The sequence below is a fragment of the Streptomyces sp. NBC_00306 genome (assembly GCF_036169555.1).
GTDB classification, from domain to species: Bacteria; Actinomycetota; Actinomycetes; order Streptomycetales; family Streptomycetaceae; genus Streptomyces; species Streptomyces achmelvichensis.
This window is the reverse complement of sequence record NZ_CP108032.1, coordinates 7,302,278-7,322,325: the sequence shown is the minus strand read 5'-3', so window position 1 is coordinate 7,322,325 and position 20,048 is coordinate 7,302,278. Positions and strand designations below refer to the sequence as shown.

Sequence of the window (20,048 nt, the reverse complement as noted above, 5' to 3'; positions counted from 1 at the left end):
CGGGCGGGGACGGTGGGGTGGCGGGGGTGCCACTGGGCAGGGCGGGGCCGGGGACGGGAGGACCGGGAGGGCGGGCCTACGGGCAGCCCGGACGGCATCCCCGCGCTAGACGATGGGCGGGCGGCCCAGGCGGGTCATGCGCCAGACCGTCCGCCACCGCATGGGGTGGCGGACTCCACACGGCCTGCGCACCCCTTCGGCGAAGCCGCCGAACCAGGCCCGCATGCCGGGCAGCGAACGAGTGCGGGCCACCGTGAGCGCGATCCACGTCCCCAGATAGACCGGCACGAGCAGCGCGGGCAGATGGCGCCGGGCCATCCACACCCGGTTGCGGGCGGTCAGCCGGTAGAAGTTCGCATGCCGGGCCGGCGAGGTCCGGGGGTGCTGAAGGACCAGGGCGGGCTCGTAGAGGATCTTCCAGTCCGCGTCGAGCGCCCGCCAGGCCAGATCCGTCTCCTCGTGGGTGAAGAAGAAGTCGTCGGGCCAGTCCCCGACCTCGTCGAGCATCCGCATCGAGATTCCATGACCACCGCCGAGGAACGTCACCAGCCCGCGCTGCATCGGGTCTCCCGCCCGCAGCCGGGGAACGTGCCGCCGCTGGGTGAAGCCGGTCTCGTCGGCGATCCGGAAGCTGACGATGCCGAGCCGCTGATCGGCGGCGTACAGATCGGCGATCCTGGTGAACACGTCGGCGTCGATCAGCAGACCGTCGTCGTCCAGGTCCACGAGGATGTCCACGCCCCCTGCCGCGCGCAGCCTGGCGAGGGCGGCATTACGTCCGCCGGCCACGCCGAGGTTCTCCTCCAGCTCCACCCCGATCACGCCCTCGGGCAGCTCCGGGAGAACCGATCCGTTCCCGACCACCACCACGTGTGCGGCAGGCTCCTGCTGCTTGACGACGGAATCCAGCAGGGCCCGCAGCTCGGCGGGCCGGGTGCCCATGGTCAGTACGGCGACCCCTACCCGCGGTCGGGACACGTCCACATCACTCCAGTCCTCGGCAGCTGAGCCGGCAGCGGCAGCGGCAGAAGAGGGTGATGCTAGCGGTCTGCCCGGAGAAGCCGTTCCGGGCCTATAAGCGCCGGTGGCTCGACCGGCAATCCGGGGGTCCGCCACATGGACCATCGCCGCAACAGTCGCGCTTGCGGATCCGGAGTGCGAGCCTGGGAGGATGAGCTGGGCATCATGGACGACCGCCGGCGTGTTTTCCGGCCGTGGAGGAGTGCTCACCGACGAGGTAGGCGTGCTGAGCGGTGATCTCACCGTGCACACGACCTGGGCGGGCGGAGAGGCCCGCGTCGCGGTGCAGTACAGCGGGGCCTCCGACTGGTTCACGATGACAGGGAGTCCCGCGCCCTGTCAGTCCGAGGACGACAGCCGCAGCCTGCATCAGGCCGCGGTTCAAGCGGTGCAGGAGGGCGGGCCGGCCACCGTCCCCTCCTTGCCGCAGAGACCTCGTAACGTGCGAGGGGCGCAGAACGCCTCCTGAGGCGCGGAGATCATCATCATCGACGCACGTGCGGTGCCCCACCACCGGGCTGGCGGGGCACGTGCGCGCCGATCAGGCCCGGCAGCTTCGCCGCCGAGGCTTCTGGACCAGGGCGGGGCAGCGCGCCGAGCTGAGCGCGCAGGCTCTGGTTCTCGACGTACAGGTCGGCCAGCGCCCTGACCTTCGTACGGACGACCCAGGGGTCGACGGGCTTGAACATGAAGTCGGAGACGCCCAGTTCATAGGCACGGGCGGCGAGATCGTCGTCCCGGCCGAGACCGGTCATCAGCACCACGGGCAGATTGCGGGTGTGGTCCAGCCGCTTGAGGTAGGCAAGAACTTCGAGGCCGTCCATACGCGGCATCACCACGTCGAGAACGACCACCGCGATACCGCCACGCATCACGGTCTTCAGGGCTTCGTCCCCGCTGTGCGCACGGACCACCGGACGCCCCAGGGGGCGTAAGAGACTCTCGATCGCGAAGAGGTTGTCCTCACGATCGTCCACCACAAGGATCTTCAAGGCACAACCCGTGTCCCCATTGGTGCCCCCGTCGACGGGGGGCCACATCGGCGTACGCCGCATGCTGCGGCGAGAAGGCCCCGCCTTCCTCCTCAGGCTCCACCGGGGCTTTGTACGTAGAGGAATTATGAAGCCTGTGAGGGTCTGGCGCACAGCCCTGGATGCGCCGCTCTGGCCGAACCGCCCCTGCCACGTACCGTCGTCGTCACCTGCCGCATCAGCGGTCACTACCGCACCAGCCACGCCGGTCGTCTTCGGTCACGGCACCGCGCCCAACCGCCACCTCAACCTCCGCACGATGGCTCGTTCGGTGACCCAGACCTGTCGTTCGGATCCTGCCGGACTCGGCGCGCCGGGGACGCACACGCACACACTCGGCCACGGCAAACGGCAGGACGGGCGCGCACGAACGCCCCGCCGGCACGGAAGCCCGCCGTCCCGGACGCCGCTTCCCCCTCAGCCCACGGCTCCCGCTCGACGCAAACGGAGCCGCCTGAGCAGGCCACGCCCGTACGGACCACGGCGCTTCCGGAGCGAATGCCCGCCTCGCGGAACGGCCTGGGGAGCCTGCGCCACCTGCCCCGTCCTTGCCGAGGGCCGCGGTGCGGGGCAGCTCTCGCGTGCCTCCCGCAGAGCCTGCGACAGGTTGACCCGATGCCACAGGATCTCGTCGGGATGGTCCGCCAGCAGCAGGCGCTCGACCACCGCATGGGCAGCCGGCGATTCCGGCCGCGCGGGGACGAGTTCGGGGCGCAGCACCCTCAGACGCGATCGTTCGTAGGGATCGGTCACGACTTCCGCCACCGTGACCGCGTCGAGCACGGAGGCGATCGCCGCCGCCCGCTCCCATGGATCGCCTGTCGCCCTCAGCAGCATTCCGAGGCGCCTGCCGCGCCAGTTCCGCGCTCTGCGGTCCTCGCCCTCCTCGAGCAGCGACCGCAGAGCCGGTGGTGTCCTACCGGTCAGCAGGGCGGGATGCGCCCGGGCGAAACCGACTAGTTCTTCGCAGAGATAGAGCCACACCACGGCCCGGTAGCGATTGAGGTAGAAGCGGATCGGCGTGACGTGGCCCGTGCGCGCGAGGCGGGTGAAGCGGGCGGGGCTGATCGAGAGGAGTTCTGCACCCTCCACCGTGCCCACCGTCCGCACATGCTCCCGCAATGCGTCCGGGAAACCCTCGGCCGCCCGCAGCCGCGCGATCTCTTCCTGGGCGACCCGCGGCGGCCCGCCACTCGCCCCCGCCGTGACGCGGATGTGTCCCAGTTGAACGGCGAGATCGAACTCGGTCCGCTTCAACTCCAGTTCACCGGCGGCGCGGCCCTGAGCCAGAGTGCGCGTCGCCGCTTCCTGCCTGGTCGTGTCCTGCATGGTCATATCGGTCTCCCCGTGAGTGCGAATACTCTCGGTGACGACCGTAGTCCGAAGCTGTGACATCCCGCCCGGCCTGTGGACAACCATGCCCGCCTGGGTCCGCCTGGACTGAATCCGTGCAGGTCAGATGCCGTTCACACCGGACTGCCTGGCCTCGACACCGAGGTGTTCGCCGACCCGGTTGACCATCAGCGTCATCTCGTAGGCGATCTGGCCGACATCCGCCTCGGCGTCGCTGAGCACGCACAGACAGCTTCCCTCGCCCGCCGCGGTGACGAAGAGCAGCGCCTCGTCGAACTCCACCATGGTCTGACGGGCCTTGCCCGCCCTGAAGTGCCGTCCTGAGCCCCGGGCCAAGGAGTGCAGACCCGAGGACACCGCGGCGAGGTGCTCGGCGTCCTCCCGCGCCAGGCCGGTGCTGGCGCCTGTCACCAACCCGTCGTTGGACAGCACGAGCGCGTGCCGTATGTGCTCGATCCTCTTCGTGAGGTCGTCGAGCAGCCAGTCAAGTCCCTTGTCCAACGACATCGTTGATCCTTCCCCGCTCATGCGTTCCCCGTGTGGGTCGTAAGCCTTTCGTACACAGGACCGCTCGGCAAGGTGCAACTAGCCGACGGAATCGAGCAGACGTGCCGTGTGCATCCGTCCGGCATATTCGACGAGCCGCACCAGCACCTCCTTCCCGGAGTCGCGGTCACGCGCGTCGCACAGGACAACCGGTGTTCCACGTTCCAGATCGAGGGCGCAAGAAACCTCGTGAGCTCCATATGTTCGCGCCCCGGCAAAACAGTTGACCGCGACCACGAAGGGGATCCGCCGGTGCTCGAAGTAGTCGACGGCGGGGAAACAGTCGCCGAGTCGCCGCGTGTCGGCGAGAACCACCGCCCCGAGGGCGCCTTGCGACAGTTCGTCCCACAAGAACCAGAAGCGATCCTGCCCCGGGGTACCGAAAAGGTAGAGGGACAGACCGGAACGAATAGTGATACGCCCGAAATCCATCGCGACCGTCGTGGTGGACTTCTGGTCGACGCCGCCGGTGTCGTCGACGCCGGTGCCTGCCTGGCTGAGCAGTTCCTCCGTGCGCAGGGGTCTGATTTCACTCACCGCGCCGACGAGTGTGGTCTTTCCGGCGCCGAAGCCGCCCGCAACCAGGATTTTCAATGCCAGGGCCGTGTTGTCCCCTTCGGGGGCGGAAGAGCTTTCGGAGACCATCTTTCACTTCTCTCTCAATCGTTCCGGAGTCGCACGCGAGCATGGGGAAAGCGTTGTGCGGACATTCCCGCCGAGCCGGCCCGTGCTCTTCTCCTGGTGATTTCCCGCGGATGGATTGCGGCACCATTCATGGGCGGGCAACGACCAGGGCGGGGAGGCGGCAGGCGGACCGTCCTCCTGGGCCGTGGCCGGCCCGGTCCTGCGCCTGGGCACACAGCCCCCGAGGGCGGACTTCGATCACCACGGCCGTCCGAGGTCGTCTCCTTGGCCGGCACGAGCACCACCGGCCTCCTCAGGGGCGACTGGAGGAAAGTCCAGCGCCCATTTCCTCACAAAGCCCGTTCGAGCCGTCCTGGCACCATCTTCAGAGATTGGCCGAATGTGATCGGAGGTTCCCGAATGCGGTCACATCGAATACGCCCCGGCCAGGACCGGACAGCGGCGAAAGGGGGCGCCGCGGCAGCCACTGGACCGCCACGGCACACGGCGAACGGCCATTGCGCGGTCACAGGGCCCTGAGCCCATCGATCACCTCTCTCAGAATGCGCTCGTCGGGCAGTTGGGCGGGAGGCACCGGGCGGCTGACCCGGACGTAGCCGGCTTCGAGGAGATCGCCGAGCAGCACACGGACGACGCCCACCGGCAGATCGGCATCGGCGGCCAGTTCCGCCACGGACTGGGTCTCGGTGCGGCACAGGCCGAGCAGCGAGCGGTGTTCGGGGCCGAGGAGTGATTCCTCCGCCTCGTCGGGCGCGTCCGCTGCGATGTCGACGAGCGCGATGAGGTCGAACCGCACGTGAGTGGGGCCCGGTTGGGTGCGCCCGCCCGTCATCGCGTACGGGCGAACGAGAGGGCCGGCATCGGCGTCGTACCACTCGCTGCCGGGGATGTCGGCGTCTGTCGCCTCACTCATGGACTGTCGCCCCCTTCATGGCTGTCGCCGCCGTTCGTCAGGTCGCGGCGATGCGTGGCGGGGTCCGGAGGTGCTCCCCCACGCGCTTGACGAGACGCGCCATCTCATAGGCGATCAGCCCGATGTCGGCGACGACCGAGGTGAGGACGGCGAGACAGGATCCGTCACCCGCGGCCGCCACGAAGAGGAATCCGTCGTCCATCTCCACCATCGTCTGGCGCACGCCCCCGGCGCCGAAGTGGCGCCCCGCGCCCTTGGCGAGGCTGTGGAACCCGGAGGCCACCGCAGCGAGGTGCTCGGCGTTCTCGCGGGTCAGGCCATGGGAGGCCCCGACCGGCAGGCCGTCATTGGACAGCACCACCGCATGGCGCACCTCTCCGACATGAAGGACGAGATCGTCCAGGAGCCAGTCCAGATCTCCGGTGAAAGGGCCGGCAGCGGCTGCCTCGTGCATGGTCATGATCTGTCTCCTTCGTGGCCGGGTTCTGGAGTGCCGGACGCGGACGTGCCCATGGGCGTGCCTCCGCCGGGGCTCACGTCGCGTCGCGCGGGACGCGGTACGGCCCCCCGGCCGGAGGGACCTGTCGCGGGCCCCCGGGCGGACGGTCCGGCCGCTGCCCCTTGGGAGGATCCGGGCGCGCCACCGCCGCCTCGGGTCCAGCCGTTGCGGTACGCCGTCATGCGGTCCCGCACCTGCTCGGGGGAACGCTCCGGGTTGTCCTCGGGCCCCTCGTGAGAGTCCTCCGTCTCGTCCGCCGTCGGGGCTTCGCGGAGCTGCGGGGCGAGGTGCGACTGCCTGACCCGGCGCGGGAGTTCCCCGTCCGGGGGCAGCGGTGGTGCACTGCGCAGCCGCAGGGCCGTCACCCCCGGAGGCGGAGGAGGGCCTTCCGGCTGCGCCGAGAGCACGGGGCGCTGCGTGGGGGCTGCCACGGGCGCGCGGTTCGCCGGCCGCGCCGGCTCGGCCGGCGGTTCCTGACGCCTGCCGCGCGGGTCGGGCTCGGGACGCGCGCCCGCCGGTGCGGTGAGTGCGCTCTGCAGCAGAGTGGTCGGCAGCAGCACGACCGCGGTTGTGCCGCCGTACGGAGACGTCCGCAGATGGACCTTGATGTCACGGCGTACGGAGAGGCGGCTGACCACGAACAGACCGAGCCGCTCGCTGTCGAAGAGATCGAGAGCCTCGGACTCCCCCAGCCGGCGATTGGCCTCCGCCAGTGCGTCCTTGCCCATGCCGAGGCCGCGGTCCTCGATTTCAAGGGCGTAGCCGTTGCCGACGGGTTCTCCGCTGACGCGCACTTTGGTGTGCGGCGGTGAGAACTGGGCGGCGTTCTCCACGAGTTCCGCCAGCAGATGCGTCACGTCGGCGACGGCGGCACCGACGATGGCCGTCTCCGGCAGTTGCCGAACCTCCACGCGCGCGTAGTCCTCGATCTCCGAGACGGCGGCCCGCACGACACTGGTCAGCGGGACAGGCATACGCCATGCGCGGCCCGGCGCGGCGCCGGAGAGGATGATCAGGCTTTCGGCGTGTCGCCTCATCCGGGTGGTGAGGTGGTCGAGCCGGAAGAGGTCACCGAGTTCGCTCGGATCGTCGGCGCGGCGTTCCATCGTGTCGAGCAGGGTCAGCTGGCGGTGGACGAGGACCTGGCTGCGGCGGGCGAGATTGACGAAGACGCCGGAGATGCTGCCGGCGAGCTCGGCACGTTCGACGGCTGCCCGCAGGGCTGCCCGGTGCACCGTGCCGAGCGCCTCACCGACCTGGCCGATCTCGTCGTCGGTGGGTCGTCCGTGCGGCGCCTCTGCCTGGATGTCGATCTCTTCGCCGCCGCGGAGCCGACGCATCGCCTGGGGCAGTCGCTGCCGGGCGATCGTGAGAGCGGTGTTGCGGAGGCTGGTCAGCTCGACGACGAGACCTCGGCCGATGCGCACCGAGATGACCAGGGACATGACGACGGCGGCGAGGCCGAGGAGAACGGCGGCACCCGCGGAGGTGAAAAGCCCGTCCTCGACGGGGTCGGCGCGTTCGGCCGCGCCGCGACGGGCGTCCCCGGCGATGGCGAGCATGCCTTCGCCGACGGCCGTGCGGGCCTCGTCCCAGCCCGATGCCGGAACCACCGACGCTGCCTTGCGCCCCGGGGAGGCGGCGACGACCTTGTCCTCGGCGGCCTCCAACTGCCGGTACGCGGGCTGCTTGGCGAGCTCTCGCCAAGCAGCGGCCTCGGACTCCCGCAGGTCGGTCCCGGCGGATACGGTGAAGGTCCTACGGGTCGCCACGGCTCCGGTGAAGGTCCGAAGCCGTTCTGTGGCGATCGACTTGCTGAGATGCGCCGAGCTGAGGAGAGCGTCCTCCTGGGCGAGCATCTCGCCGGCCCGGGCGAATTCCAGGAGCACACGGGCGTCGGAGGCGGGTCCGGCGTCATGGATTCCTGCGAGCGCGCCCGAGACGTCGAGGGCATCGGCGACGACAGAGGTGTACTGCGCGTAGGTGGCGTCCCACGCGGCCTTCCCGCCGAGGACCGCGGTGCGGAGTTCACGCAGCTTCTCCGCACGGGTGACGAACCGCTCGACGCGCACCACGACGACGGACGGGGCGCTGTCTCCGGTGGCGACGGTCGTCGTGCCATCCAGACGAAGCTTCCGCACGGCTTCGTCGGTGCGACGGCCCTCCTGCTCCAGAGCTGTTGCGCGTTCGTCGGACGGAGCCGCCACCTGACGCACCGCGGCGCGCCGCTCGGCCTGGAGGGCGGCGACGGCGGCGGTGACCGGATCGCCGACCTGGGCATCGAGTGTCTGCAGTTGCCGCAGCCGCGCGACGTCCTGGGCGGTGGAGACGGTGGCGAATCCCCAGAGAGCCAGCAAAGAGACGACCGGAACCATCAGAAGGGAGATGATCTTCGCGCGTACCGTTCGGGGACGCAGCAGCCGGCCGCCGTTCGCGGTGCCCGAACCGGCGGGCGGTTGCGATGCCTCATCGGGGCGCGGTTCGTGACCGGTGTGTTCGACAGCGGGCGGCCCTGCGTGGGCACGCCGTCCGCGAGGCGGCTTCGCGGATGAGGGAGGCTGCGGGTGCTGCGGCGGGGCTGCGCCCTGGTTCCTGCGGGGTGTGCGCATGGCCTCCTCGTTCCGGGTACGGGGCTGGTGGTGCGACAGCCGTGGGATCGGGCAGCTAGGCGGTGGCGGCGGGAGTCGGTGTGACGGCCTCACCGGCAGGAGCCGATTCACCGAGCGGCGTCGGATGACCCTGGGCTGCGGACTGGTCGGCCGACCGGTCCGCAGGATGCCCGTCGGCCGACTCGACCGGCTGCTCGGCGACGGTGTAGGCAGCGCGTTCGTCGGCCGTCGGAGAGAGCGCGACAAAAGCGGAGGTGACGAAGAGATAGGACCCGAGACCGACCGCGAGGGGGAAGATGAACTGCATCGTCGTGGCCCCGGACAGATCCCCGCCGGACGGAACGATGTGCACACCAACCGCCATCATCCCGGTGTAGTGCATGCTGCTCACCGCCGCGCCCATGAGGAGCGAGGCGCCGACGACCGCGATGGGCGACTTGATGTTGAGTGCTGCCCAGAGGGCAGCAGTCGCGGCCACCACGGCGATGGCGACGGAGAGCGCCACGAGCAACGGGTCGTAGTGCACCGAGCCGTGAAGCTTCAAGGCAGCCATGCCGAGGTAGTGCATGCTCGCCACGCCCAGGCCGGTGGTGAGCCCGCCGATCAGCAGAGACCGGACACGGTCACGCCCGTAGCCGACACAAAACACACCGACACCGACGACAAGCATGGCGACCAGGAGGCTGAGGATGGTGAGAGGCACGTTGTAGCGGATGTCCGTGCCGCGGACGGAGAAGCCGAGCATCGCGACGAAGTGCATCGTCCAGATGCCCGTGCCGATCGCGGAAGCAGCGGTGATCAGCCAGTTGCGGCGCGAGCGCCCGCTCGCGGCGAGCGCACGTACGGTGCAGCGCAGTCCCAGGGCAGCCCCGATGACGGCCATCGCGTACGACAGCGCGGGGGTCAGCAGGCCGAAGGAGGCGTGGTCCAGGTGTCCCATGGGTCAGGGACGCTAGACCCGCTCGGGGCGCACGCCAGGGGCGCAGTTCGAAAGCTGATGGAATATGACAGAGAGAGGTTTCTGCACGATCGTGGCGAGTTCGAACGTGTGCACAGCCCGGTCGCCTCAGCGACGCGTGTGACGCTGAGGGATCATGTCTCCATGTCCGACGACCACACACATGTGCAGGATTTCTTCGGCGCCCGCGCCGCCGACTGGGACTCACGATTCCCGGACGACGGTCCGGCCTACGCGGCCGCCGTCGCCGAGCTGGGTCTGACGGAGGGAGACGCGGTACTCGACGCGGGCTGCGGCACGGGCCGGGCACTGCCTGCCCTGCGATCCGCCGTAGGCACACGTGGCACCGTCCTCGGGGCCGACCTGACACCGGCGATGCTCGAAGCGGCAGTTCGGGCAGGACGCGACTCGGACGGAACACTCCTGCTCGCCGATGTGGCGCGGCTGCCGTTGCGCGACGAGTCACTCGACGCCGTGTTCGCCGCGGGACTCATCGCCCACCTGCCCCAAGCCGACGCCGGTCTGAGGGAGTTGGCGCGTGTGGTGCGAACCGGCGGTGTGCTGGCACTGTTCCACCCCATCGGGCGGCGCGCCCTGGCAGCCCGGCAGGGGCGGCAGATCACCGACGAAGATCTGCGCGCCGAGCCCAACCTCCGTCCGTTGATGGAGGGTTCGGGCTGGCGGATGACGTCGTACGTCGATGAGGACAGCCGCTTCCTCGCCCTCGCCGCGCGTCAGGGCTGACCTCCTGCCAGAACCCTGACGAAGGCTGCGGGGTTGTCGAACATGACGTTGTGGCCGGCGCCCGGCACAGTGACGACCCTGACGCCGGAAGCCGTCAGTTCATCCTGACCGGGCAACTCGCCGCTCAGTGCGCCCTGGACAAAGATGCGGTCCATCGACAACTCCATCAGCATGTGCCGCATCGTGGGACGCGTGCCGCACACCAGACCGGTCGCGCTGCGGTGCAAGGCGAGCGGGTCGGCCAGGCGCATGGTGGCCGACCAGATCGGCCCCACGCGGTCGAGGACGCGAGCGAAGCCGCCACCCAGGACGAACTCCTCCTCGCTGTACGACGAGATGCCGCTGCTGCCCGCCGTGAGGGGCGGGTGGGGGTCGAGGTTGGCCTCCGTGACGAGCAGGCGCGCCACCAGGTCCGGGCGACGGTACGCCAGCACGATGGCGACAGCGCCGCCCATGCTGTGCCCGACGATCTCGCCGCCCTGCACGCCGGCCTCGTCGAGAGCGGCCGCGAGGGCCGCGGCATGGTCCTCGAGTGTGTAGCCGAAATCGGCAGGGCGGTCACTGAGACCGTGACCCGGGAGGTCCACGAACAGTGAGCGGCGCCCGGCCAGTTCCGGGCAGGCGGCGATATGGGCGTGGTAAGCCGCGGAGGCGGCACCCAGTCCGTGCAGATAGATCCTCGGCGGACCGACGCCGGCCGCCTCGGTCCACCGTACGAAGCTGCCCTGTTCGTCGAATCGAGCCTGTCGCACAAGCCCCTCCCCTGATTTGCCTTGCTCACCCGTTCCCGTAGCCCCGGGACCGCGCCTGACGGCGAAACGATCGACAGCATACATCGGAACCGATGTATTACGAGAGTGAGGTACCACCGTGCTGCGGCACAATGGACGGCATGCTGGAGCTCGCCATCCTCGGTTTTCTCTGTGACAGCCCGCTGCACGGCTACGAACTGCGCAAACGCATCACAGCCCTCACGGGGCATGTGAAGCCGGTCGCGGAGAGCACGTTGTATCCGGCGATCAAGAGGCTGGAGAAGGCGTCATTGCTGGCCCGGGAGACACAGCCCGGGGCGGTCGCGGCGCCGCGCCATGTGCTGACGCTCACCGACGAGGGGCGGCAGGAGCTGCGGCGGCGCCTTGCGAACCCCGCACGGCAGGACATCACCGACGAGAACCGGTGGTTCACGCTGCTGGCGTTCCTCCGGCACCTCGACGACCACGGCCTCCAGGCGGAGGTGCTGCGGCGTCGGCTCATGTTCCTGGAGGAGCCTGCCAGCTTCTTCTACGAGGGCGACCGGCCCCTGCGGGCCGAAGAGCTGGACGATCCGTTCCGGCGCGGCATTCTCACGATCGCCCGCGCCACCAGTGACGCCGAACTGTCGTGGCTGCGCTCGACTCTCCGCAGTCTTGACCGCAGCTGAGGCGGGTGGTGCGACATGTCCTGTTCTCCTCGCGACGCGCTGGAGCCAACAAGGCGCAGAAATGCCAGACTTGAAAGATCGGCGGTGGATGCCGCCCTGGGGAAGGTGGTCCGGGTGATCGACAGAATCAGCAGACTCCGCAAGTTCCTCGCCCACCGGCCGGTGGAGCCGACGACCGCGCCGGCCCCCTCGCGCCAGCACAACATATTCGAGGCCGCGGCGTCCTATGTGTCCGGGTGCGCGCAGGACGACCAGGACCAGATGGACGAGGCGGTCGGCTGGGTGTCGCCGGAGGCCCTGTCCTTCGGGATCAGCGAGCTCGCCTGCCGCGCGGTCATCGCCCTGGCCCGTGAGCGGGACGAGGATCCGCAGACCGTGGCCCGCAGCCTCCTCGGCCTGCCCGCGGCCTGACAGCACAGGCTCCGGGACGCACCGAGACGGCCCGCGGTCGCATGCGGGCCGGGCCTCACGGCGACGCCGACGTCAATTCCGCTCCGATGCCTCTCGACGTGCGGGTTACCCACTGGTTAAGGTGCGCCGACGAGCGATCGGCCGGTACCGACGATCGGACATGGGGAGGGTGATGTGACCGGGACGGAAGAAGCCGTCGACGAGGACGCGCTGTTTGTGCTGACCGCCGTGCTCCTGACACCGGCGCAGTTCCCGAGCGTGCTCGGCGACGACTTCCCGGCCGCCTGCGCGGCGCTGGGCCTGGAACCGTACGCCGAGGGATACGGGCTGGTCCTGGGCCAGGACTCCGACGGTGCTCGCTGGACGGTCGTCGTCGACGATGTGTCCCTCGTCGCGGTCGCCATCGCCTCGTGGGACTGCGGCATGGAGTACGACCTCTCCCCGGACGAGCGCAGCGTCGTGGCAGCGCTGCCGGGCTGGCCCCTGGCCGTTGCGGTCGCCGCTCCCGGAGTGCCGGCCCCCCATGACCCGGCCCCGGAGGACGGCATGGACCTGACGCCCCTCGCGCCGCCCGACACCGAGAACTGGGGGCCCGCGCAGCGCCGGCTGGGAGCGGACGAGATCGCGCTCCAATGGGCCGAGTGGCGGCAGCAGATCAAGGACGAGGAGGCGTTCCCCTCCGCGGACGCACAAGCCGGGGGCGAGCCGAAGAAGAAGCACCCCGGTATCCGGCGCGCGTTGGAGTCGGCCCGCACCTACGTGGAGTCCCCGCCGCCCGCCGGCCGGGTCCGCTCCAGCTTCGCGCCGGGAGGCGCACGAACCCTCCGCGCCGACGGTCCCGGCTGGTCGATGGTCGCGAGGACGGACGACATCGCCTTCCTCCTGCTGGACGAGGAACCCGGCGAGGTTCTGCCGGTCGGCCGCGGGCCCGAACTGCCGGGACTGCTCGAGGCCCTGGAGAAGATGGCGGTGCGGCCGGCCTAGGCCGTGTCCGTAACGTCTCGTCCGCTCTCGTCCGGTTCACGACGCCCTGGGCACGTTCGCGACGCCCTCCGGGCGGACGCGACACCCGCGGACGCTCCCGGAGCGCTGCGGACGACACCCACGGACGCTCCCGGAGCGCTGCCGTCGGTGCTCGCGGTGGTCACGTCTTCCCGCTCACCACGCCACGGACGACCCTCGCCGGACCCGCTTGCCCGAACAGACCTGACGGCCTTCGCCGAGCGGGTCACGGCCGGTTCGCACGCACCGAGCCGTATCGGTAGCGGTGCCGGGCGCGTGGCCTCCAAGTAAGCGGAGAAGGTCGGTTCCCGTCGCCGTCGCCAGGAGCACCGTCACCCTGACGAACGGCGCACTGCGCACGGTGACCACGGCACCGCCCTGCCCTGCCCTACACCCGCTCCAGGCGCCTGTGCGGTCCCGCCGGAAGCTCTATGCCGATCAGGTCGCCCGGGCGGACCACCCCGCCCGTCCGCACCACGCTCATGATCCCGGCTTTGCGGACCACCTGACCGTCGGCGTCCCGGCCGACGACCTGCTTCAGCAGGCCCTGCCGGAAGGCCTCGATCTGCAAGCACGGGTTGCGCAGACCCGTCACCTCGACGACGGCTTCGTCCCCGAGCCTCAGCAGGGTGCCGACCGGCAGCGCCAACAGGTCGATTCCCACCGTGGTGATGTTCTCGCCGAGGTCCCCGGGAGCGACGTCGAAGCCTGCCCCGGCGACCTCGTCGAAGAGTTCCGCGTGGATCAGGTGCACCTGCCGGAGATTCGGCTGGGTGGGGTCCTGGGCGATGCGCGAGCGGTGTTTGACGGTGACGCCCGCGTGGATGTCGCCCTCGACCCCGAGCCCGGCGAGCAGCGTGATGCTGTCGCGGTTGGGCTTGGTGAAGGAGTACTCCCCGTTGCTGCTGACCGTCGTGACTGTTCCACTCATCGCGCGGCGCTCCCCTCGTGCGTGCCGGTGATCATCCGCGACCCTGCTCCGGCGCGGCGGGGAAGCGCCGGGCTCAGCGGCCGATCTCCTTGCGGGACACCCGCCGCAACCTGCGCCGCTGGCTGGGGTCGAGCATCAGATAGGCCACGGTGGGCACGCCGATGACGACCAGCAGCGAGAACCAGAATCCGATCAGCGGCATCAGGAGCAGGCCGACGGCCACTCCCCCTATGACGAGCTTCGTACGTGTCGACATGACGCCTCCTCCGCGGCCTGGGCCGCTCCTGCTGTGGGAACGCGCAGGCGCGCTCCACGGTTCCTCCGCGCGTCGGTTCCTCCGTGCGTCCGTTCCACTATGCGCCGGTCCGCAGCGGTTCGCCGACGTCGTGCATATGGTTCAGCGCCTGCCGGTAGGACTCGACGAGCCCGGTCTCGGTGTACGGGAGGCCCAGGGAGCGGCAGTGGGCGCGTACCAGCGGCTGGGCCAGCTTCAGATGGGGGCGCGGCATGCTCGGAAAGAGGTGGTGCTCGATCTGGTAGTTCAGTCCGCCGAGGAACCAGTCCGTCGCCGGGTTGCCGCGGACGTTGCGGGAGGTGAGGACCTGGCGGTGCAGATGGCCCCACCGCCGGCCGTCGGCCTCGTCCGGCATCTCCATGCCCTTGTGGTTCGGGGCGAACGCCATGCCCAGATGAAGACCGAGCAGCATCTGGTGGATCAGGGCGAAGACGAGCGCCTGGCCGATCGGCATGGCGGCCAGCAGCAGCGTGGCGTATCCGGCGATGTGGGCGATGAGCAGCACGGCTTCGGCGGCGCGTGAGCGTGCGGACCGGTGCGGGCCGCCCCCGGAGAACACGGCCCGGAATCCGTAGACCTTGAGCGCTATGCCTTCGAGGGTGGTCAGCGGGAAGAACAGCCAGGCCTGGTGGCGGGTGAGCCAGCCGTGGAAGCCGTCGCGCCCGACCGCCTGCTTCTGGGTGAAGACGAGGATGTCGGCGGCGACGTCCGGGTCCTTGTCGATGTGGTTGGGGTTGGCGTGATGGCGGTTGTGCTTGTCGTTCCACCATTCCTGGCTCATGCCGAGCAGCAGGTTGGCGTGGACGAGCTGGATGAGCCGGCTCCTGCCGCGGTCGGCGGTGATCTGTGCGTGCCCGGCGTCGTGGCCGAAGAAGGCGGTGCGGGTGGAGAACACGGCCAGCGGTACGGCGAGAAGGAGGACCCACCAGGAGCCGCCGGCGAGGGCGATGCCGGTGATCACGGCGGCGAGAGCGAGCAGGTTGACCGCGATCCCGCGGGCGTACCAGCCGGGGCGGCGATCGAGGAGCCCTTGTTCTCTGACGGTCCGCAGGAGAGGCGCGAACGCGCTCCCCGCGTTGTCGCTCCCCGCGCTCCGCTTCGCACCGGTCTCCGGAGGAGCCGGCACGGACGACGGATCCGTGAGGGTGGCGGTGGCCTGAGGCATGAAGGTCTCCGGTCTGTGGGCCGTGGGACGGGCTGCGACTGCGCTGACCTGAGAAAACGTATGTACGCGGGGCCCGCGCGGACCATGGCGCCACCACCCGGACCGCTGTGGGGGCAGCCCGCCGCCGACGGTGCTGCCAGCTACACCCTTAGGGGTGCACGTGAGGGGCGTCACAGCGGGAGGAGCGACGTCGCGCGGCGCCGTGGGGTACCCTCGGCGACTCCCGGCCCGCAGTAGTCAAATTTGAGGAATGCGTCTTCGCTGTGCACCGACCCTCCGCGGCAACGTTCTCCCCGACCCTCTCATCCGGTTCCCCGTCCACCCTGGCCCCCGGCTCGGTGACCGCACTCGCACGCTGCTCCGCGGTGTTCGTGCCCGCCGATCCGGCCCGCGCGGGGCACGTTGCCTTCTGGGACCCGGACGGCGCCGACCTGCCCGACATCCCCGGAACCGCCGAGTCGATCACCCTGGTGGCGGACGACACCCGCCTGCACACCGTCCCCGCCGTCCTGCTGCCCGTACGCATGGCGTTGCCCGTCCTGACGAGGGCGCGCGCCGGCAGCGACGCGTCGCCCGCCGCCGCGTTCTGGGGCGCGGCCACCGTGCTTGCGCTCCAACTCGTCGCTCGTGGGCTGCTGTTGCCGGGTCTGACCCCGACCGATCACGACACCTGGCGCGTCGGACCGCTGACGCCCGAGGATCTGGAACGCATCCGCCGGCTCGCCGCGTCGATGCCTCCCTCCGCCCACGCAGTGCCACTGGACGCCGCGGCCGATCCTCTCCTTCTGCACGAGCCCGAACGGCTGTTGCGCTCGTTCCTCGACGCCGTGGCGGACGGTCTGCCGCGTACTCCCGCCGCTCCGCGGGCCGTCGGCGGTCCCGCCTTCGCCGCCCACAAGCCGCAGCGGCTGCCCGCCGCGCGGACCTGGGCCGCGGACGTCGCCGCGGGGCACGACGCGGGCGTCCGCCTGTCCCTGCGGATCGACCTCACCGAGCAGGATTCGGCACAAGGCCCGGCCTTCCGCGCCGTGCTCCAGATGCACAGCGTCAGTGATCCGGCCGTCGTCACGGACGCGGCCGACGTCTGGGCGGGCGGCAGGTCGAGCACGGAGTTCGGGCCCAGGGCCCGGATGGACGCCCTGCTCGCGCTCCGCAGGGCCGCCCGCGCCTGGAGTCCCCTCACCCCGCTGCTCGAGGCCGCCGTGCCCGACGCCATCGAGCTCGCCGACGAGGAGATCACCGAACTCCTCGGCGAGGCCGCACGCGCACTCGCGGCAAGCGGCGTCCAGGTGCACTGGCCGAAGGAGATGGCACACCGGCTCACCGCACGTGCCGTCGTCGGCCCGCCCGACGAGGGGCCCCGCACCCCCGGCGCGGCGGGCTCCGGGATGCCCTCTTTCCTGTCCGGCGACGCCCTTCTCGCCTTCAACTGGTGGTTCGCGCTGGGCGACAAGCAACTCACTCGCGAGGAGCTGGACGAGCTCGCGGAGGCCGGCAGACCCGTGGTGCGGCTGCGCGACCAGTGGGTGCTCATCGACCCCGAAGAGGCCCGGCGCGCCCGCGAACGCCAGAACCGTACGCTCTCGCCTGTCGACGCACTCGGTGCGGTCCTCACCGGTTCGACCGAGGTCGACGGCCGCCGTGTCGACGTCGAGGCATCCGGCTGGGTGGCCCGGCTGCGCGACCGGCTCGCCGACCCCGAGGGTGGTACGCAGGAGATCGAACAACCCGCCGCTCTGACGGCGACCCTGCGCGACTACCAGCTGCGCGGGCTGAACTGGCTGAACCGGATGACCTCCCTCGGCCTCGGCGGCTGCCTCGCCGACGACATGGGCCTCGGCAAGACCATCACCCTCATCGCGCTCCATCTGCACCGCCAGACCGACGAATCGGCCGCCGGTCCCACCCTCGTCGTCTGTCCGACGTCGTTGATGGGCAACTGGCAGCGGGAGATCGAGAGGTTCGCGCCCGGCACGCCCGTGCGCCGTTTCCACGGAGCGTCCCGCAGTCTGGAGAACCTCGCCGACGGCGAGTTCGTGCTCACCACCTACGGCACGATGCGGCTCGACGCGGCCCGCCTCGGGCAAGCCGCGTGGGGCATGGTCGTCGCCGACGAGGCCCAGCACGTCAAGAACCCGTACTCCGCCACCGCCCGGCAGTTGCGCACCATCGGCGCCAAAGCCCGGGTGGCACTCAGCGGGACGCCCGTGGAGAACAATCTCTCCGAGTTGTGGGCGATCCTCGACTGGACGACACCCGGACTCCTGGGCCGGCTCGGCACGTTCCGCAGCCGCTACGCCCAGGCGGTGGAGGGCGGGAACGATCCCGGCGCGGCCGGCCGGCTCGCCGCGCTCGTACGGCCGTTCCTGCTGCGCCGGCGCAAGTCGGACCCGGGTATCGCACCCGAACTGCCCCCGAAGACCGAGACCGACCGGGCCGTTTCACTGACCGTCGAACAGACCGGGCTGTACGAGGCCGTGGTGCGCGAGACCCTGGCCGCGATCTCCGCGGCCGACGGCATGGAACGGCGTGGCCTGGTGGTGAAGCTGTTCACCGCTCTCAAGCAGATCTGCAACCACCCGGCCCAGTACCTCAAGGAGGAGCGGCCCCGGATCCCGGGCCGTTCGGGCAAGTTGGAGCTGCTCGACGAACTGCTCGACACGATCACGTCCGAGGACGCGAGCGTGCTGGTCTTCACGCAGTACGTCCAGATGGCGCGGCTGCTGGAGCGGCATCTCGCCGCGCGCGGGGTGCGGACGCAGTTCCTGCACGGCGGTACGCCCGTCGCCGAGCGCGAAGCCATGGTGAACCGCTTCCAGGACGGTGAAGTCCCTGTCTTCCTGCTGTCGTTGAAGGCCGCCGGCACGGGACTCAACCTCACCCGCGCCGGTCATGTCGTGCACTACGACCGCTGGTGGAACCCGGCTGTCGAGGCCCAGGCGACCGACCGCGCCTACCGCATCGGACAGACACAGCCGGTGCAGGTGCACCGGATGATCACGGAGGGGACCATCGAGGACCGCATCGCCGAGATGCTGGCGCGCAAGCAGGAGCTGGCCGACGCGGTGCTCGGCTCCGGCGAGGCCGCACTGACCGAACTGACCGACGCCGAGCTGGCGGATCTGGTGGAGCTGCGAGGGGGCGCGCGATGAGCGTGGGGGACGACAACGAGAGGACGTTCGCGGCACTGCCGCCCGAGCGCGGCCGCGGCTTCGCCCGCACCTGGTGGGGCCTGACCTGGCTCAAGGCGCTGGAGGACACGGCGCTCGACGCCCAGCAGCTCAAGAAGGGCCGGCTGCACGCCCGCGGGGGTGCGGTCGGTGCCGTGTCGGTACGCCCCGGACGGATCACCGCCGTCGTACGCGACCGGGACGGGACCGGGCAGCGCGGCGACGTACTGCTCCAGGAGTTCGACGAGGCCGCGTGGGACCGGTTCCTGGACATGGCGGTCGACCGTGCCGGGCACATCGCGGCGCTGCTCGACCGGGAAATGCCGCCCGTCCTGGTGGAGGACGCCGCCGCGGCGGGCCTCGAACTCCTGCCGGGAATCGGTGATCTGGAGCCCGAGTGCACCTGCGGCGCCTGGGATTTGTGCCCGCACACCGCGGCCCTCTGCTACCAGGTGGCGAGGCTCCTCGACCAGGACCCGTTCGTCCTGCTGCTCATGCGGGGGCGCGGTGAGCGTCGGCTATTGGACGAGCTCCAGGCCCGGAGCATGGCGCGGGCTTCGGGCGACACACCCGAGAGGGAGCCCGAGCCGGCGCTGGGAGGAGTGCGGGCCGACGAGGCGTTCGCGGCCGGGGGCATACTCCCGCCGCTGCCCGCTCCCCCACCGCTGCCGGACGAGCCGGGTCAACCGCCGTCCCTGGACACCGAGACGGAGCCACCGCCCGGCATCGACCCCGGCGCGCTGGAATTCCTCGCGGCGGACACGGCGACGCGAGCGCACCGGATGCTCGCCGAGGCACTCGCGCCGGGTCACCAAGCTCAGGCGGTCGAGGGAGAACTGACTGCCGATCAGGATTTGGTGCGTCTTGCGTCGTCGCCGCCCACAGGTGTGATCGCGTCCCGTCTCGTCTCGGCCACCGGGCGGCAGCGCGCCGAGCTGGATCTGGCGGTTCGCGCGTGGCGCTCGGGAGGCGCGGCCGCGCTGTCCGTGTTCGACGAGGAGTGGACGCCGGAGCCGGCGGACCTCGCCCGGGCGACGACGTTGCTGGAGGAAGCCTGGGAGGAGCCGGACCGGCCCCGGTTGCGCGTGTCGGGGCCGGGACGGTGGGCAGTGCAGGGCTCCGGCGCGCAGTTGCGTCTGGGCCGCGACGGCCGCTGGTGGCCGTACCGCAAGGAGAGGGGCCGCTGGGCCCCCGCCGGGCCCGCGGGCCATGATCCGGCGGCGGCCCTCGCGGGCGTTCTGGAACAGCCCTGACCGTCCGAGCAGAGCTGGTCCGGGCCCGGCCTCGCGCGGCGAGGGTGGGGCGAAGCGGCGGACCACTCGTGGCCGGGCCGCTC

General features: G+C 70.6%; 20 protein-coding genes. 7 read left to right on the top strand and 13 right to left on the bottom strand.

The annotated features are described in order from the left end of the window. Window positions 1–105: 105 nt before the first annotated feature. Window positions 106–978: a glycosyltransferase family 2 protein gene (locus tag OHA05_RS32760; protein ID WP_328863496.1), complete on the bottom strand. Its 873-nt coding sequence runs from the start codon at window positions 976–978 to the stop codon at window positions 106–108. A 193-nt stretch (window positions 979–1,171) separates the two neighbouring features. Here OHA05_RS32760 and OHA05_RS32755 point away from each other — a divergent pair, with 193 nt between their 5' ends. Next, the gene (locus OHA05_RS32755) at window positions 1,172–1,489 is read left to right on the top strand and encodes a hypothetical protein (RefSeq protein ID WP_313942619.1); all 318 of its coding nucleotides are present in this window, start codon (window positions 1,172–1,174) and stop codon (window positions 1,487–1,489) included. A gap of 16 nt (window positions 1,490–1,505) precedes the next feature. Here OHA05_RS32755 and OHA05_RS32750 read toward each other — a convergent pair whose 3' ends face one another. The 8 genes from OHA05_RS32750 to OHA05_RS32715 form a co-directional block, all read right to left on the bottom strand. After that, window positions 1,506–1,997, bottom strand: coding sequence for a response regulator (locus OHA05_RS32750; protein ID WP_313942620.1), 492 nt, complete (start codon window positions 1,995–1,997; stop codon window positions 1,506–1,508). 471 nt (window positions 1,998–2,468) lie between these two features. Further along, entirely contained in the window at window positions 2,469–3,386 is a 918-nt protein-coding gene (locus OHA05_RS32745) for a DUF6397 family protein (RefSeq protein ID WP_328862546.1), read from the bottom strand. Between the two features lie 120 nt (window positions 3,387–3,506). Continuing rightward, a complete protein-coding gene (locus tag OHA05_RS32740; protein ID WP_313942622.1) occupies window positions 3,507–3,911 on the bottom strand; it encodes a roadblock/LC7 domain-containing protein in 405 nt (134 codons plus the stop codon). A gap of 78 nt (window positions 3,912–3,989) precedes the next feature. Beyond that, complete coding sequence (locus OHA05_RS32735; RefSeq protein ID WP_313942623.1) at window positions 3,990–4,595, bottom strand: GTP-binding protein; 606 nt, start codon at window positions 4,593–4,595, stop codon at window positions 3,990–3,992. A gap of 505 nt (window positions 4,596–5,100) precedes the next feature. Further along, window positions 5,101–5,508, bottom strand: coding sequence for a DUF742 domain-containing protein (locus tag OHA05_RS32730; protein ID WP_313942624.1), 408 nt, complete (start codon window positions 5,506–5,508; stop codon window positions 5,101–5,103). A 37-nt stretch (window positions 5,509–5,545) separates the two neighbouring features. Next, window positions 5,546–5,968 (bottom strand): roadblock/LC7 domain-containing protein, encoded by a 423-nt coding sequence (locus OHA05_RS32725; RefSeq protein WP_313942625.1) that lies wholly within the window; start codon window positions 5,966–5,968, stop codon window positions 5,546–5,548. Continuing rightward, complete coding sequence (locus OHA05_RS32720; RefSeq protein ID WP_328862545.1) at window positions 5,965–8,616, bottom strand: nitrate- and nitrite sensing domain-containing protein; 2,652 nt, start codon at window positions 8,614–8,616, stop codon at window positions 5,965–5,967. Before OHA05_RS32720 ends, OHA05_RS32725 begins: the two co-directional genes overlap by 4 nt. A 55-nt stretch (window positions 8,617–8,671) precedes the next feature. After that, the gene (locus OHA05_RS32715; protein WP_328862544.1) at window positions 8,672–9,556 is read right to left on the bottom strand and encodes an MHYT domain-containing protein; all 885 of its coding nucleotides are present in this window, start codon (window positions 9,554–9,556) and stop codon (window positions 8,672–8,674) included. Window positions 9,557–9,718: 162 nt separating this feature from the next. Here OHA05_RS32715 and OHA05_RS32710 point away from each other — a divergent pair, with 162 nt between their 5' ends. Further along, window positions 9,719–10,318 (top strand): class I SAM-dependent methyltransferase, encoded by a 600-nt coding sequence (locus tag OHA05_RS32710; protein ID WP_313942628.1) that lies wholly within the window; start codon window positions 9,719–9,721, stop codon window positions 10,316–10,318. Here the strand turns inward: OHA05_RS32710 and OHA05_RS32705 are convergent. Next, on the bottom strand, window positions 10,309–11,070 hold the full coding sequence (locus OHA05_RS32705; protein ID WP_328862543.1) for an alpha/beta fold hydrolase: 762 nt from the start codon (window positions 11,068–11,070) through the stop codon (window positions 10,309–10,311). The genes OHA05_RS32710 and OHA05_RS32705 overlap by 10 nt on opposite strands. A 140-nt stretch (window positions 11,071–11,210) precedes the next feature. On the opposite strand from OHA05_RS32705, the gene OHA05_RS32700 reads away from it, so the two are divergent. The 3 genes from OHA05_RS32700 (at window position 11,211) to OHA05_RS32690 (ending at window position 13,133) form a co-directional block, all read left to right on the top strand. Beyond that, window positions 11,211–11,738, top strand: a complete 528-nt coding sequence (locus tag OHA05_RS32700) for a PadR family transcriptional regulator (protein WP_313942630.1) — start codon at window positions 11,211–11,213, stop codon at window positions 11,736–11,738. Window positions 11,739–11,900: 162 nt separating this feature from the next. After that, window positions 11,901–12,149: a hypothetical protein gene (locus OHA05_RS32695; RefSeq protein WP_313948777.1), complete on the top strand. Its 249-nt coding sequence runs from the start codon at window positions 11,901–11,903 to the stop codon at window positions 12,147–12,149. 174 nt (window positions 12,150–12,323) lie between these two features. After that, on the top strand, window positions 12,324–13,133 hold the full coding sequence (locus OHA05_RS32690; protein ID WP_328862542.1) for a hypothetical protein: 810 nt from the start codon (window positions 12,324–12,326) through the stop codon (window positions 13,131–13,133). Between the two features lie 406 nt (window positions 13,134–13,539). On the opposite strand, the gene OHA05_RS32685 is transcribed toward OHA05_RS32690, so the two are convergent. The 3 genes from OHA05_RS32685 to OHA05_RS32675 all read right to left on the bottom strand — a co-directional run bounded on the left by OHA05_RS32685 (window position 13,540) and on the right by OHA05_RS32675 (window position 15,542). Further along, window positions 13,540–14,082: an MOSC domain-containing protein gene (locus OHA05_RS32685; RefSeq protein WP_313942632.1), complete on the bottom strand. Its 543-nt coding sequence runs from the start codon at window positions 14,080–14,082 to the stop codon at window positions 13,540–13,542. A gap of 73 nt (window positions 14,083–14,155) precedes the next feature. Then, window positions 14,156–14,338, bottom strand: a complete 183-nt coding sequence (locus OHA05_RS32680) for a hypothetical protein (protein WP_313942633.1) — start codon at window positions 14,336–14,338, stop codon at window positions 14,156–14,158. 97 nt (window positions 14,339–14,435) lie between these two features. Then, a complete protein-coding gene (locus OHA05_RS32675) occupies window positions 14,436–15,542 on the bottom strand; it encodes a fatty acid desaturase family protein (protein ID WP_328862541.1) in 1,107 nt (368 codons plus the stop codon). A 263-nt stretch (window positions 15,543–15,805) separates the two neighbouring features. On the opposite strand from OHA05_RS32675, the gene OHA05_RS32670 reads away from it, so the two are divergent. After that, window positions 15,806–18,694, top strand: a complete 2,889-nt coding sequence (locus OHA05_RS32670) for a DEAD/DEAH box helicase (protein WP_413777700.1) — start codon at window positions 15,806–15,808, stop codon at window positions 18,692–18,694. Next, window positions 18,691–19,965 (top strand): SWIM zinc finger family protein, encoded by a 1,275-nt coding sequence (locus tag OHA05_RS32665; RefSeq protein ID WP_328862540.1) that lies wholly within the window; start codon window positions 18,691–18,693, stop codon window positions 19,963–19,965. Before OHA05_RS32670 ends, OHA05_RS32665 begins: the two co-directional genes overlap by 4 nt. Window positions 19,966–20,048: the final 83 nt, after the last annotated feature.